Source organism: Pseudomonas sp. 14P_5.3_Bac1 (assembly GCF_025466135.1).
GTDB lineage: Bacteria > Pseudomonadota > Gammaproteobacteria > Pseudomonadales > Pseudomonadaceae > Aquipseudomonas.
Genome location: NZ_JANLOF010000080.1, coordinates 1 through 15206, shown reverse-complemented (window position 1 = coordinate 15206; position 15206 = coordinate 1). Strand labels below are relative to the sequence as shown.

12 protein-coding genes are annotated in these 15206 nt (G+C 61.7%); 8 read left to right on the top strand and 4 right to left on the bottom strand.

Going from position 1 to position 15206, the window contains the following annotated elements; translation table 11 throughout:
• Window positions 1-13 precede the first annotated feature (13 nt).
• From parE to NTD89_RS22025, 5 genes are all read left to right on the top strand, one after another.
• A complete protein-coding gene (parE, locus tag NTD89_RS22045; protein WP_145160125.1) occupies window positions 14-1918 on the top strand; it encodes a DNA topoisomerase IV subunit B in 1905 nt (634 codons plus the stop codon).
• Window positions 1918-2913, top strand: coding sequence for an esterase-like activity of phytase family protein (locus NTD89_RS22040; RefSeq protein WP_262209714.1), 996 nt, complete (start codon window positions 1918-1920; stop codon window positions 2911-2913). Before parE ends, NTD89_RS22040 begins: the two co-directional genes overlap by 1 nt.
• Window positions 2910-3431: a TIGR02281 family clan AA aspartic protease gene (locus tag NTD89_RS22035; protein ID WP_145160129.1), complete on the top strand. Its 522-nt coding sequence runs from the start codon at window positions 2910-2912 to the stop codon at window positions 3429-3431. Before NTD89_RS22040 ends, NTD89_RS22035 begins: the two co-directional genes overlap by 4 nt.
• A 10-nt stretch (window positions 3432-3441) precedes the next feature.
• Window positions 3442-5706, top strand: a complete 2265-nt coding sequence (gene parC / locus NTD89_RS22030) for a DNA topoisomerase IV subunit A (RefSeq protein ID WP_106577610.1) — start codon at window positions 3442-3444, stop codon at window positions 5704-5706.
• Window positions 5707-5882: 176 nt separating this feature from the next.
• Window positions 5883-6590 carry a membrane integrity-associated transporter subunit PqiC gene (locus tag NTD89_RS22025; protein WP_145160133.1) on the top strand — a complete coding sequence of 236 codons (708 nt, stop codon included), beginning with the start codon at window positions 5883-5885 and terminating at the stop codon, window positions 6588-6590.
• Window positions 6591-6799: 209 nt separating this feature from the next.
• Here the strand turns inward: NTD89_RS22025 and NTD89_RS22020 are convergent, their stop codons facing one another.
• Complete coding sequence (locus tag NTD89_RS22020; protein WP_262209713.1) at window positions 6800-8332, bottom strand: AhpA/YtjB family protein; 1533 nt, start codon at window positions 8330-8332, stop codon at window positions 6800-6802.
• A gap of 134 nt (window positions 8333-8466) precedes the next feature.
• Between NTD89_RS22020 and serB the strand changes: the two genes are divergently transcribed.
• A complete protein-coding gene (gene serB / locus NTD89_RS22015) occupies window positions 8467-9681 on the top strand; it encodes a phosphoserine phosphatase SerB (protein ID WP_145160137.1) in 1215 nt (404 codons plus the stop codon).
• Between the two features lie 61 nt (window positions 9682-9742).
• Here the strand turns inward: serB and asd are convergent, their stop codons facing one another.
• The 3 genes from asd to NTD89_RS22000 are packed head-to-tail and all read right to left on the bottom strand — an operon-like array spanning window position 9743 to window position 13028.
• Window positions 9743-10603, bottom strand: a complete 861-nt coding sequence (asd, locus tag NTD89_RS22010) for an archaetidylserine decarboxylase (protein WP_262209711.1) — start codon at window positions 10601-10603, stop codon at window positions 9743-9745.
• 16 nt (window positions 10604-10619) lie between these two features.
• Complete coding sequence (locus NTD89_RS22005; protein ID WP_242198946.1) at window positions 10620-11435, bottom strand: rhodanese-like domain-containing protein; 816 nt, start codon at window positions 11433-11435, stop codon at window positions 10620-10622.
• Window positions 11436-11492: 57 nt separating this feature from the next.
• Window positions 11493-13028, bottom strand: coding sequence for an HDOD domain-containing protein (locus NTD89_RS22000; RefSeq protein WP_262209710.1), 1536 nt, complete (start codon window positions 13026-13028; stop codon window positions 11493-11495).
• A 166-nt stretch (window positions 13029-13194) separates the two neighbouring features.
• Between NTD89_RS22000 and motA the strand changes: the two genes are divergently transcribed.
• The gene (motA, locus tag NTD89_RS21995; RefSeq protein ID WP_017138472.1) at window positions 13195-14046 is read left to right on the top strand and encodes a flagellar motor stator protein MotA; all 852 of its coding nucleotides are present in this window, start codon (window positions 13195-13197) and stop codon (window positions 14044-14046) included.
• Between the two features lie 3 nt (window positions 14047-14049).
• Window positions 14050-15066 carry a flagellar motor protein MotB gene (gene motB, locus NTD89_RS21990; protein ID WP_262209708.1) on the top strand — a complete coding sequence of 339 codons (1017 nt, stop codon included), beginning with the start codon at window positions 14050-14052 and terminating at the stop codon, window positions 15064-15066.
• Window positions 15067-15206 lie beyond the last annotated feature (140 nt).

Here is a 15206-nt window from a genome sequence, read left to right as displayed (position 1 = left end):
ACGACGAGACCCCATGGCCACTCCCAGCGCTAGCTCTTATAACGCCGACGCCATCGAAGTCCTCTCGGGCCTCGACCCGGTGCGTAAACGCCCAGGCATGTACACCGACACCAGCCGGCCGAACCACCTTGCCCAGGAAGTCATCGACAACAGCGTCGACGAAGCCTTGGCCGGGCATGCCAAGTCGGTACAAGTCATCTTGCACGCCGACCATTCCCTGGAAGTGTCCGACGATGGTCGCGGCATGCCGGTGGACATCCACCCCGAAGAGGGTGTGTCGGGCGTCGAGCTGATCCTCACCAAGCTGCACGCCGGCGGCAAGTTCTCCAACAAGAACTACCAGTTTTCCGGTGGCTTGCACGGTGTGGGTATTTCCGTGGTCAACGCCCTGTCCACGCAGGTCAGGGTCAAGGTCAAGCGCGACGGTAACGAGTACCAGATGACCTTCGCCGATGGCTACAAAGCCACCGACCTGGAAGTGATCGGCAGCGTTGGCAAGCGCAACACCGGCACCAGCGTGTACTTCGCGCCGGACCCGAAATACTTCGATTCACCCAAATTCTCCATCAGCCGCCTCAAGCATGTGCTCAAGGCCAAGGCCGTTCTGTGCCCGGGCCTGTTGGTCAGCTTTGAAGACAAAGGCACCGGCGAGAAGGTCGAGTGGCATTACGAAGACGGCCTGCGTTCCTACCTCGAAGACTCTGTCAGCGACTTCGAACGCCTGCCCAACGAGCCGTTCTGCGGCAGCCTGGCCGGTCATAAAGAAGCCGTCGACTGGGCGCTGCTGTGGTTGCCTGAAGGCGGCGACAGCGTGCAGGAAAGCTACGTCAACCTGATCCCTACCGCCCAGGGCGGCACTCACGTCAACGGTTTGCGCCAGGGTTTGTTGGACGCCATGCGCGAATTCTGCGAATACCGCAGCCTGTTGCCACGCGGCGTGAAGCTGGCGCCGGAAGACGTGTGGGAGCGCATCGCGTTCGTGCTGTCGATGAAAATGCAGGAGCCGCAATTCTCCGGTCAGACCAAAGAACGCCTGTCGTCGCGTGAAGCGGCGGCGTTTGTCTCCGGCGTGGTCAAAGATGCGTTCAGCCTGTGGCTCAACGAGCACCCGGAGCTGGGCCTGGCCCTGGCGGAGTTGGCGATCAATAACGCCGGCCGCCGTTTGAAGGCCAGCAAAAAGGTCGAGCGCAAGCGCATCACCCAAGGCCCGGCGTTGCCGGGCAAGCTGGCCGATTGCGCCGGGCAGGACCCGATGCGTTCCGAGCTGTTTCTGGTCGAAGGTGACTCCGCCGGCGGTTCTGCCAAGCAAGCGCGGGACAAGGAATTCCAAGCGATCCTGCCGTTGCGCGGCAAGATCCTCAACACCTGGGAAGTCGATGGCAGCGAAGTCCTCGCCAGCCAAGAGGTGCACAACATCGCCGTGGCCATCGGCGTCGACCCAGGCGCGGCGGACATGAGCCAGCTGCGCTACGGCAAGATCTGCATCCTCGCCGACGCCGACTCCGACGGTTTGCACATCGCCACGTTGCTGTGCGCGCTGTTCGTCCAGCACTTCCGCCCATTGGTGGATGCCGGTCACGTCTACGTCGCCATGCCGCCGCTGTACCGTATCGATTTGGGCAAAGAGATTTTCTACGCGCTGGACGAAGCCGAGCGCGATGGCATCCTCGACCGCCTGGTCGCCGAGAAGAAACGCGGCAAGCCACAGGTCACGCGATTCAAAGGCCTGGGTGAGATGAACCCGCCGCAGCTGCGCGAAACCACCATGGACCCGAACACGCGGCGCCTGGTGCAGTTGACCCTGGAAGACTTCGCCGGCACGTCGGAAATGATGGACATGCTGCTGGCGAAAAAACGTGCGCCGGATCGCAAGGCCTGGCTGGAGTCCAAAGGCAACCTGGCCGAGGTGCTGGGCTGATGCGCACAGGTTTCGCCCTGGCGATCCTGATGTTGAGCGGGTTGGCGGCGGCCCAAGTGGCCGCCGAGCCCGTGGCTGAGCTAAAGCTGATATCCGAGCATCCGGTGGACGGCATGCGCGGCGGTAACCTCTCGGGCCTGGCGGTATGTGGCCAGGCGCTGTGGACGGTGTCCGATCGCGATGACGACCAGATTTACCGACTCGACATCAGTGCACCGACCTGGCAGGCCGAAACCGTAAAGATTGACGTGCCGCCGGTGCCCGAGTCCGGTTTGCCCTGGGGTTTGCGCTCGCGCACCAAGGCTGCGTCGTTCATCCGCGGTGGCGACCTCGATTTTGAAGGCATTACCTGCGATGCCGCCGGCAACCGCTACATTGTCAGCGAAGCCCATGCGGCGGTGCTGCAAGTGCCGATGGCGGGCGCCCCCGAGTGGTTGAAAATCGCCCCCGGCATGGTGCGTGAAGCCCGCGCCAGTGGCATGTTGCTGCACTTCAATGCTTTGTTCGAAGGCCTGGCGGTGAATCCTGCCGGTAATCAGATTTGGCTGGCGGCCGAGCGTGAGCGGCGTGGCTTAATCTCGATCAAGCGCGGGCAGAGCGTATGGGATTGTGACGGTCCCTGTGTGTTGTTGAGCGAGGCTGGCCAGGAAGTGCAGCCGGCGCAATTCACCAACGCCAAGGCTGTGTCCAAGGACTTTGCCGACCTGGCGCTGTTTGACGGCAAGCTGTTTACCCTGGAGCGCAATGCGTTTCAGATTTGCCGGCGCGATGCGGTCACCGCCAAAGTCGAGCTGTGCTGGTCGTTTGCCGACGAAACCCTGATGCCGAAACGGCGCTATGCCCAGCCCTACGGCCTGGCCGAAGCCCTGGTGGTGGATGCAGAGGGCGCTTGGCTGGGGATCGACAACAATTTTGGCCCGCGTGCCGATGGTGAAAAACGCCCTGTGGTCTATCGTTTCGCCGCGCCTGCCGGCGGCTGGAGCGCCCAGCCATGAGCGGGCAGCCGCCCGGCAAGCGCGCCGGACGTGTGCTGATGTTTGTGGCGTGGGGCGCCGGGCTGTTTTTGGCTACGCGGTTTTTTGGGCAGTGGGAAGCACGTCAGGAAAATCCCAATGCGGTGGTGACCTCTCAGCAACACGAGGGTTACATCGAAGTGAAATTGCTGGGCAACGGCCAAGGGCATTTTGTTGCCAGCGGCCAGATCAATGGTCAGCCGGTGGAGTTTATGCTCGATACCGGCGCGACCGATGTGGCGGTGCCGGCCGAATTGGCCGACCGCCTCGGGCTTAAACGTGGCCTGCCGGTGACCTTGAGCACCGCCAACGGCCGTGTTCAGGGCTACCGCACCCACCTCGACCGCCTGAAACTGGGCGATATCGTCCTGCAGGACGTCCGCGCGATCGTGGCGCCGGGCTTGGACGGGGAACAGGTGCTGCTGGGCATGAGTGCATTGAAACAACTTGAATTTACCCAGCGCAGCGGCACATTGCTGCTGCGCCAGACCACACAATGATGAGGCCCGCATGAGTGACATCCTCGCAGACAGCTTAGACGGCGTAGAACGCCGGTCGCTGGCTGACTTCACCGAAAATGCCTACCTCAACTACTCCATGTACGTGATCATGGACCGTGCCTTGCCGCATATCGGCGACGGCCTGAAGCCGGTACAACGGCGCATCATCTACGCCATGAGTGAGTTGGGGCTGGACGCTGATTCCAAGCACAAGAAGTCGGCGCGTACCGTCGGCGACGTGCTCGGCAAGTTCCACCCGCACGGCGACTCGGCGTGCTACGAAGCCATGGTGCTGATGGCCCAGCCGTTCAGCTACCGCTACACGCTGGTGGACGGTCAGGGTAACTGGGGTGCGCCGGATGATCCCAAGTCCTTCGCGGCCATGCGATACACCGAAGCGCGCCTGTCGCGTTACTCCGAAGTGCTGCTCAGCGAGTTGGGCCAGGGCACCGCGAACTGGGGTCCGAACTTCGACGGCACCCTGGACGAACCCTTGGTGTTGCCGGCACGTTTGCCGAATATCCTGCTCAATGGCACCACCGGCATCGCGGTCGGCATGGCCACCGACGTGCCGCCGCACAACCTGCGTGAAGTCGCCACCGCCTGCGTACGCTTGCTGGATGAACCCAAGGCCACGGTCGAGCAGCTCTGCGAGCATATCCAGGGCCCGGACTACCCGACCGAAGCGGAAATCATCACACCGCGCGCCGACTTGCTGAAGATGTACGAAACCGGCAAGGGTTCGGTGCGCATGCGCGCCGTGTACCACATCGAAGACGGCGACATTATTGTCACCGCGCTGCCGCACCAGGTGTCTGGCGCCAAGGTGCTGGAACAGATCGCCGCGCTGATGCAGGCCAAACCGTCGAAACTGCCGCAAGTCGCTGACCTGCGTGACGAGTCCGACCACGAGAACCCATGCCGCATCGTGATCATCCCGACCAACAGCCGGGTCGACCACGAAGTGCTGATGCAGCACCTGTTTGCCAGTACCGACCTGGAGTCGAGCTACCGGGTCAACGTCAACATCATCGGCCTGGACGGCAAGCCGCAGCTGAAAAACCTGCGCAACTTGCTGGTGGAGTGGCTGGAGTTCCGCATACAAACCGTGCGCCGCCGCCTGCAATTTCGCCTCGACAAGGTCGAGCGTCGCCTGCACCTGTTGGACGGCCTGCTGATTGCTTATCTCAACCTGGACGAAGTGATCCACATCATTCGTACCGCCGAGCACCCGAAAGCCGAACTGATCGCGCGTTTCGAGCTGAGCGAGATCCAGGCCGACTACATCCTCGACACCCGCCTGCGTCAGTTGGCGCGCCTGGAAGAGATGAAGTTGCGCGATGAGCAGGATGCACTGCTCAAGGAACAAGCCAAGCTGCAAGCGCTGTTGGGCAGCGAAGCCAAGCTCAAGAAGCTGGTGCGTAGCGAACTGATCAAAGATGCCGAAACCTATGGTGATGACCGTCGCTCGCCAATCGTAGAGCGCGCAGAAGCGAAAGCTCTGACAGAAACCGAGCTGTTGCCTAACGAGAAAATTACCGTCGTTCTGTCGGAAAAGGGTTGGGTTCGCTCTGCCAAAGGGCATGATATTGACGCTACCGGGCTCTCGTACAAGGCCGGTGATGGCTTCAAGACCGCGGCTGCCGGGCGTTCCAACCAATTTGCAGTGTTCATCGATTCCACCGGGCGCAGTTACTCGGTGCCGGCGCACACGTTGCCTTCAGCGCGTGGCCAGGGCGAGCCTCTGACCGGGCGACTCACACCGCCACCGGGGGCGAGTTTCGAATGCGTGCTGCTGCCCGATGATGATTCGCTGTATGTGATCGCTTCCGACGCGGGTTACGGTTTTGTGGTCAAGGGCGAAGACCTGCAGGCCAAGAACAAGGCGGGCAAGGCGTTGTTGAGCTTGCCCAACAACGCCAAGGTGATCCTGCCGCGCACAGTGGAAGACCGCGAGAGCAACTGGCTGGCGTCGGTGACCACCGAAGGGCGTCTGCTGGTGTTCAAGATCAGTGACTTGCCGCAGCTGGGTAAAGGCAAGGGCAACAAGATTATTGGGATTCCCGGGGAGCGGGTGGCCAGTCGCGAAGAGTACGTGACCGACATTGCCGTGATCCCGGAAGGCTCTACCCTGGTCCTTCAGGCTGGCAAACGCACGCTGTCGCTGCGTGCTGACGACCTGGAACATTACAAGGGTGAGCGTGGTCGGCGCGGTAACAAACTGCCGCGGGGCTTCCAGCGAGTGGATGCTTTGTTGGTCGAAACGCCGGTTTAAGGCGTATTAGAGCCCTCGATCTACGATTTAACGCGTAGATCGGCGCTTTCGCGCTGGAGTCATGGAGCATATTCACGGATGATATGGCCTTTCCAGCGCCGGCGTGGCCGAGCGTATTTAGGTTATTTTTAGTATTACATTGTGGTTCGCCTTGTGGCAGCCACCTGGATGGGATGATGACTGCTCCACGCCTTCCTTTATTTTTGATGCTCGCTGGCCTTTTGGGGCTGGCGGGTTGCAGCACGCACCAACCGGTGTCGCTGTACCAGCTGGACAGCGGAAGTCCAGCTCAGCCGGCGCAAACCGCTGGCATGGCTGTATTGCTTGGCCCGGTAGTCGTTGCCGATTACCTGCAACGCGAAACCCTGCTGCAACGTCAGAACGATGGCAGCCTGCAAGGTTCCACTGATGGCCGTTGGGCGGGCAGCTTGTCGTCCGACATCAACCAGCTGATGTTGCGCCAGGTGGCCGGTCATCTGGACAGTCAGCGTGTGGTGCTCGCGCCTGCGCCAACCGGCTTTACTCCGGATGTGCAGGTGTTGCTGACCATTACGCGGCTTGACTCGGGCGCCTCGCAGCCGGCCATCCTCGACGCGCAGTGGCGTCTGATCGACCGCCGTGGCCAGGTGCGTGACAACCGCATCGTGCATTTGCAGGAAGAACACAGCGGCACCACCGCGTCCCAGGTCCAGGCCCAGGGCGTGTTGTTGCAGCATCTGGCGCAGCAGTTGTCGGTGGCGCTCAAGCCATTGGCCAACCAGCCGCCGATTGCCGAGGCACCGCGCAAGCAAGCCCCGGCTCAGGCCAAGCCCGCAGCGCCGGAAAAGCCGAAGATGCCGATGGCTACGCCGATTCGTACGGACATGGAAGTGTTCAGGTTCTGATCTGAATCGCAAACAAACAAAAGGCCCGCTTATTCAGCGGGCCTTTTTGTTTGTCTGCGATTCGAGCCATGCTGAAGATCAACTGTGGGAGCTGGCTTGCCCGCGAATGCGTTGGATCAGTCGATAAGTCTGGCGACTGACACACCGCCTTCGCGAGCAAACCCGCACCCACACAAGCCCACTGCTCTCAGTGGGCTTGGCGGTGTTCCTCAGGACTTGGTACGGGTCTCATGCATCCGCGCCAACTGCCGCTCCAGCATCGACGGATACGGCTCCATCAAGCGCTCCACACAGCTGGCGCCTTCAGGGCTGGCAATCGGGCGGATACGCGCGCGTTGGCGAATCAGCGTGTCTTCGCTGATCTTGCGCTCCACCAGCAGCAGGTTGCGGCTGTGTTGCGACAAGGCAAGCGCATCCTGGGCGATTTCAGTCAGCAGCAGGTCGATCTGGCTCATGCCAAACAGATCATCGCCCACGGTCAAACCAAGCTGCAGTTGCAAGGTGATGCCGCTGTCGGCCACCTCGATCTGCAGGGCATGGCCCAGGGCGCGCAACAACTCGCCGCAGCAAATAGCGTTGGTCAGGTAATCTTCGCCGCTGTCTTCGCTGTGGAACAGCATCAGCGTGCTGCCGTCGTTCAGGGTGTGCAGCTCGCTCTGATACAGCGAGGCGGCCTGGTCCAGGCAGTCGCGGTAGCGTTCCAGCAATTCCGTCAGGCGGGCGCGTGGCAGGCGGCGCAGTTGGTCCTGGGCGCCCAGTTGCACGGCCAATACGGCGCTGTGCTGTGGCTCGGCGTTCTTCACCGGTTCAGGCTTAGGCGCAACCGCCGGGGTGGCGGCCGAGGTATCGCGCAGGTCGGAGAACGGGTCTTCATCATCCAGTTCATCTTCCTCAGCCTTGATGACCTGACGGGGCGCGGGCTTGAGGCCTGCCACCGGGGCACTTTCGTCAAAGCCCGGATCACGCAGGTCGCGCACTTCAAACTCGGGTTCGTCGTCGTACTCGGTATCGTCGTACTCGGGCTCGGGTTCGACCTCGGGCACTACCGGTTCTGGAGCGAAGCTGGCGTGAAGCTGGCGGGCGAGGTCGCCGATCTCATCCTGGCGATCAGTGGCCGGGGTGTGTTCGTCAATATCGCGCAGCCAGATGCGCAGTTGCATCAGCGGCGTGGAGATATGCCGGCCCAGGCGCAAGCTCAAGGCCAGGGCCAATGCCAGCAGGATCGCACTGAGAATGCCCATGCTTTGCAGGCTGATGGTCATCGGCTGCTGGAATTGCTGCATGTCCAGGCTGATGCGCAGTTGGCCGGCCTTCACATCCTGAAACGTGATGTTGCTCGAATACAAACCTTCGGCTTCACCCAGCAGGCCGTTTTTCGGGCGTTGCCCGGCTTCGGCCATGATCCGGTTGTCCACGCTGTAGATCGCGGCGTGGGCCACCAACGGGTTCTTGGTCAGGTTGTTGAGCAGCACGTTGAGGCTGAGAATGTCGTTGGACACCAGCAGCTCAGTCGCCGACGTGGCGGTCTGAGTGGTCAGGCTCTCGCCCAGGGCGTCGGCTTGCTCGTGCATGGCCTGCTTGAACTGCAAGCCCATCACGCAGGCATAGATCACCAGGGCCAGAGCGACCAGGATCACGTTATGGCTGGCGATGCGTAATGCGATCGGTACACGGCGGTGGCGCAGTGCCCGGAAGATCAGCAGGAAGAAGTTATCGGTTTTTACTGGCGTAGGCCGGTTCACTTGAGCTCGGCTCTTTAGTCCGTGAAGTTGACGCGCAGTATAGCGACAGGCCTGGGACCGGCAAAGCGCTGGCTGTGCCCGATGGTCACTGAAAGTGGGTAGAATGCGGTTTTTTTCCAGCCTGGGGGTGCGCTTTGCGCGAAATTGTCCTGATAAACATCACAGGTGTTGACCGACCGGGTCTCACCGCAGCCATTACCGGTGTGCTGGCCCAGGGTGGTGTGAACATTCTCGACATCGGCCAGGCGGTGATCCACGACACCCTGTCGTTCGGCATCCTCGTGGAAATCCCGAGTACCGAACAGGCTTCGTCGGTGCTCAAGGACATCCTGTTTACGGCGTACAAGCTCGATCAGCAGGTGCGTTTCACCCCGGTCTCCGAAGCCGACTACCAGCACTGGGTCGACGGCCAGGGCAAAAAACGCCACATCGTGACGCTGCTGACTCGCAAGGTCACCGCCGAGCAGTTGCAGCGCGTCAGCTCGATTACCGCCCAGTACGGGTTGAATATTGATCATATCGACCGTCTGTCGGGTCGCATGCCGCTCGATACGCCAGCCGACAAGGGCAAGGGCTGCATCGAGTTTTCCGTGCGCGGCGAACCGGCGGATCCGCAGGCGCTGCGCGCCGAATTTTTGAGCGTGGCTCAGGAGCTGAATGTCGACATCGCCTTCCAGGAAGACTCGCTGTTCCGCCGTAACCGCCGCCTGGCGGTGTTCGACATGGACTCCACGCTGATTGAAGCCGAAGTCATCGACGAGTTGGCCAAGGCTGCCGGTGTGGGCGAGCAAGTGTCTGAAATCACCGAGCGCGCCATGGCCGGTGAGCTGGATTTCCGTGCCAGCTTCAAAGAGCGCCTGGCGCTGCTCAAAGGCCTGGATGTGGGTGTGCTGGACTCGATCGGCGCCTCGCTGCGCCTGACCGAAGGCGCCGAAACCTTGTTCGCCGAACTCAAGCGCCTGGGCTACAAAACCGCGATTCTATCGGGCGGCTTTACCTACTTCGCCAAGCAACTGCAGGCCAAGCTGGGCATCGACTATGTGTTCGCCAACGAGCTGGAAGTGGTGGATGGCAAGGTGACAGGCGTGGCGGTGGAGCCGATTGTCGACGCGCAGCGCAAGGCGGATCTGCTGAGGGAATTGGCCCATAAGGAAGGTTTGCGTCTGGAACAGACCATTGCGGTCGGTGACGGCGCCAATGACTTGCCGATGCTGGCGATTGCCGGCTTGGGTGTGGCGTTCCGCGCCAAGCCGCTGGTCAAGCAATCGGCCAAGCAGGCGATCTCGACGTTGGGCCTGGATGGCGTGTTGTACCTGCTGGGCTTGCGCGACCGCGACGGTCAGTTGTAACTGGCAAAACCTAGTTAAAAATGTGGGAGGGGGCTTGCCCCCTCTCACATTGGGTTCGGTGTCAGGCTTTAGGAGCGGCGATGCCTTGGCCCATCTGCACCGGCGTATCCGCCACCAGTTCTTCAGCCCACTTAACCTGATCCGGCCCGAACAGCACAATTGCAGTCGAACCCAGCTTGAAGCGGCCCAGCTCCGCGCCTTTCTCCAAGTGAATCGGTGCGCGTGCAGCCTCGTCGTAGCGGAAGGTTTTCAGCTCGCGTTTTGGCGGCGTCACCAGCCCGGCCCATACGGTTTCAATCGACGCGACGATCATCGCACCTACCAACACTACAGCCATCGGGCCGCGTTCGGTGTCGAACAGGCAGACAACACGTTCGTTACGGGCAAACAGCTCAGGCACGTTTTCGGCAGTGGTCTGGTTGACCGAGAAAATCCGCCCCGGCACGTAGACCATCTCGCGAAGCGTGCCGGCCAGCGGCATATGCACGCGGTGGTAGTCCTTTGGCGACAGATAAATAGTGGCGAAATCACCGCCCATAAACGGTGCAGCCAATGCTGCATCGCCGCCCAGCAATTCCAGCACGCTGAAGCTGTGGCCCTTGGCCTGGAACACGCGGCCGTGTTCGATTGGGCCAAGCTGGCTGACGGCGCCGTCGGCCGGGCTGAGTACCGCGCCTGGGGTTTGATCCAGCGGGCGCGCGCCGTCTTTCAAGGCGCGGGTGAAGAAGGCGTTGAAATGCTCGTAGGCGGTCAAGTCTTCAACCAGGGCTTGGGACATGTCCACCTGGTAGCGCTTGGCGAACCAGGCGGTGAAGGCGTTCTTGAACCAGCGCACGCGGCATTCGGCGATGCAGCCGGCCAGTCGCGAGAGCAAGTGGTGTGGCAGCAAGTACTGGCTGAGGATAAACAACTGCTTTTTCATTAACTGTCCTTAAACCTTAAATCTCAACGGGGGTGTCGGGGTGGTTGCCCCATTCGCCCCAGGAACCGGCATAACCTTTGACTCGCGGATAACCGAGCGCCTTGGCCACCAGGTAGGTGAAGCCAGAGCGGTGGTGAGTCTGGCAGTGGGTGATGATTTCTTTGTCTTTGGTCAACCCGAGGTCCTCGAGGATCTGCGGCATGTCGCGACGGATGCGCAGGTTGCGCGCCTTATCCATGCCGGCGGTCCATTCGAAGTTCACCGCGCCGGGGATGTGTCCGCCCTTGGCGGCGAGCACTTTCTCGCCGGAGTATTCCAGGGGGCCGCGGGCGTCCCAGATACCCAGGTCGGCTGCGCCGAGTCGGCTTTGCAGGTATTCGCGAGTGGCCGTGGGGCCGTCATGCAGCGTGAGGCTGACAGGGCCGCCGACGGGCGCGGGCACTTCGGTGGAGACTGGGTATTTCTCTTCCAGCCAGGCCAGCAGGCCGCCGTCCAGGTAGTGGTATTTCTGGTGGCCGATCACGTCGAGCATCCAGATGAAGCGCCCGGCCCAGCCGCCGCCTTCGTCGTCGTAGACCACGTAGGTGGCATCCGGGGTGTGGCCCAGTTCGCCGAACAGTTTTTCGAGGTCGGCCTTGGGCGGCAGCAAACCGGGTGCGGGCGCCTGGCCCAGTTGGGTGCGCTTGGGGTCAACGAAATGCGCGCCGGGGATATGCCCTTCGGCGTAGCGGGCGGCACTGGTGAGGTCCACCAGAATCAGGTGTTCGGCATCCAGTTGACCGAGCAGGTCGCTGGACTCGATCACCAGCGGCAAGCCAGAGAAGTCAGGCATGTGAGGTCTCCTGGGCACAATTGTTGGCGATAAAAGAGGGCGATTGTAGCGCAAGCATCAAGCGCTGCGGTTGGTAAAGCTGTGCAGCGCTTTCTCGATGCATTGAGCGGTTTTGCCGAAGGCCTGCACAGTGGTTTCCGAGAAGGGGCCGCCGCCCTGATCGGCGACCATCAGCATCACGACCTTGCCGTTGCAGCTCAAGGAACGCAGCAACAGGTGTTCGCCATTGAACAGGCGGCGCAGGATCGGCGGCAGCAAGGCTGAGAACTGTGCGTGATTGTCTGGCGTGAGGCGTACCTGGGCAGACTTTTCCAGCAGGCGCTGCAGCAGCGTGCTGTTGACCACATCCAGGCTCAGGTTCGCCGCGTCCTTGGGCAAGCCGTCGGCCTGGTGCACGCGCAAGGTGCTCAAGGCGCGGTCCGCCATGAACAACAAGACGCGCTGCATGCCACTGGCGACCAAAGCTTCTCGGGCACAGGTGGTCAGGTGCATGGCATTGGCAAAACGGCTCGGTTCGACCAGCAGCTCGGTGCAACGCTTGCGCCACACGGCGAGTGCCTCGGCAGTGGGCGGCGGCGCCGGCAACAGGCCGCGATGGATTTTCTGCACATGCCACGGCCAGATCAGCGACAACGCCGGGTGCCAGAGGTCAGGCATCAAGGTCGTGCGTGCGCTGGTCACCGCTTGCTGGTGAACCTGCTGCTGCACGTCACTCAGCGGCTCTTGCAGGTACAGCGCGGTGAGGTACTGCCAGCGCTCGGTGTGCGGGCAGGTCCAGGATTCCTGCGCCGACATCGCCAGGCCGTTGGCCAGCAGCACAGTGTTGGCCGGCTGGTTCAGCCAGCGGCGCAGGTTGGGTTCGGCGTCGAGCAATTGCTGTTGGCGCAACGCGTCGTCTTCACGGGCGATGTGCAGCGCCTTGACCAGCAAGCGCTGTTCGGTCAGCAGCAGGTTGTAGCCTTGGGAGACCCAGATCGGCAGGTGCCAGGCTTCGGTCAAGCCGCGGCACAAGTCCAGCAGGCGCACGCCGAACAATGCCTGTTCGACCTTGTGTGCCGACTGGCCTTTGTGGATCACCCGCAGTTCCCATTCTTCCAGAAGCTTGGGGTAGGCGACGGCCATCGGCCACAGCGGCGACAGAAACAGCAGGCTGCCCCAATGAATGTCTTGCCACAACCGCGCGAGGCGGCTGGCGAACAAACCGTTGGCTTGCTGGGAAGCGTGCTGGCTCACCAGCAGCAGTTGGCGCAGGGCCACCGGAATGTCTTTTTCCGGCACCGAGGGCAGGCGCGCCAGCAACTCCTCGGCGCGTTTGAGGCCAAGGCGGTTGAGCGCCACTTCGAGGTTTTCCGCCGGCCCTGACAGGCTGCCATGGGCCTGGCCGTTGGCCTCGCGCATCACGCTGAGCACCAGCGCCGGGCTGTGTTGCATCAGCTCGGCAATATCCCGTAAAGAACTACGGCTATCGCGGATGGCCTTGCACACGCGTTCGTGACTAGCCTGAGGAACAGGCAGCAGCACATCGTCCAGGCGCTTTATCCAAGCCGCGAGGGTAGTGGGTTTTGTCGTTGGAGCTGTCGTTTCATTAGCCATGATTGGGGCGCGATCATCACTTGCGTTCTACACGCCCGGAACGGGCCGAATTGGCTTTTCGCCTTAACGGGCTATAGTCTGGCGCAGTTTTGCCGATAAGTAGAACAAGAGTTTTCAGCTTCACCCAATATGTCCATGAACCCGACGGCGCAAGTACCAATCTCCTATGGCTAAAATTATCGGCATCATCGTCGTCATCGCAAGTGTGCTCGGTGGGTACGTCCTGTCCCACGGTAAAATTGCCGCGCTGATCCAGCCCTTCGAAGTGTTGATCATCGGCGGTGCCGCGTTTGGCGCATTCCTGCAGGCCAACCCCGGCTACATGACCATGCACGTGATCAAGAAGTCGCTGGGCATGTTCAGCTCACGCTTCTCCCACACCTTTTATTTGGAAGTGCTGGGACTGATTTACGAGATCCTCAACAAGAGTCGTCGCGAAGGCATGATGGCCATCGAGGGCGACATCGAAGACGCCGCCGCCAGCCCCATTTTCGCCAAGTACCCGGCGGTGCTCAAAGATGAGCGCATGACTGCCTACATCTGCGATTACCTGCGCATCATGTCCTCCGGCAACATGGCGCCGCACGAGTTGGAAGGCCTGTTCGACATGGAGCTGTTCAGCCTTAAGGAAGAGCTGGAGCATCCGTCCCACGCCGTGACCGGCGTTGCCGACGGCATGCCCGGTTTCGGTATCGTCGCGGCGGTACTCGGCATCGTGGTGACCATGGCTTCCCTGGGCGAAGGCGACCAGAAGGCCATCGGTATGCACGTGGGCGCGGCCCTGGTGGGTACCTTCTTCGGTATTCTCGCCGCTTACGGCTTCTTCGGCCCACTGGCCACTTCCCTGGCGCACGATGCCAAGGAAGAAGTGAATTTGTACGAAGCGATCAAGGCCTGCCTGGTGGCTTCGGCGTCCGGCATGCCGCCATCGCTGGCAGTGGAGTTCGGGCGCAAGGTGCTGTACCCGAAACATCGCCCAAGTTTTGCCGAGCTGGAACAAGCGGTTCGCGGTCGCTAAGTCATGGAAAACAACCAGCCGATAATCATCAAGCGCGTCAAGCGCTTCGCTGCGGGGCACCATGGCGGCGCCTGGAAAATCGCCTTCGCCGACTTTGCCACGGCGATGATGGCGTTCTTCCTGGTGCTGTGGCTGATGTCCACCGCCACGCCCGAACAGAAGATCGCCATCGCCGGTTACTTCAAAGACCCGATTGGCTTTTCGGAAAGCGGCACACCGTTTGTGATTGACCTGGGCGGCTCGCCGCAGCTGGCGCCTGAGCGCACCATCAACCCGGAGGTCAAGACCGAAGCGCCGCAGGAAAAAATCCCGATCGAGCGCGACACCGTCGAATCGATGGCCGAGCAGGTCGAGCAGGAACGCCTGGAATTGTTGCTGCAGGAACTGCAGACCAAGGTTGAAGAGAACCCGCAGTTGCTGAAGTTCAAGGATCAGATTTCTTTCGAGATCACGCCGGAAGGCTTGCGCATCCAGATCACCGACGCCGCCAACCGGCCGATGTTCGACTCCGGCAGCGCGCGTCTGAAACCGTACTTTGAAGACATCCTGCTGGCCATGGCTGACACCATCAAGGCGGTGCCGAACAAGATCAGCATCAGCGGCCACACCGACGCCAAGCCGTATGCGGGCCAGGGTGACTTCGGCAACTGGGAACTCTCGGCCAACCGCGCCAACGCCGCCCGCCGTGCGCTGGTAGCGGGCAGCTACCCGGACCCGCAAGTGGCGCGCGTGGTGGGTTTTGCGTCGTCGCAGCTGTTTGATCCTAAAGACCCGTTCAACCCGATCAACCGTCGGATTGATATTGTCGTGCTGACCAAAAAGGCCCAGCGTGCGATCGAAGGCGATCAGGGCGCAGCGCCGGCGGCACCGGCCCAAGGCGAGGGCGCACCGGGCGAAGTGCCGGCCGACCCGAACGCGATTCCGCCAGGGCAGGAACCGCTGCCGGCCCACGAGCTGCGGCAGAAGCTGAACCTGTTTGATGATGGTGGGGTGAAAGATCCTACGGCGCCTGGGTCGTAACAGAGCGATTGTGGCGAGCGGGCTTGCCCCGCGTTGGGCTGCGCAGCAGCCCCAGCACACTCACTGCGCCTTGTCAGACAAACCGAGGGTGTAGGTTTTGGGCTGCTTCGCAGCCCAACCCGGGGCAAGCCCGCTCGCCA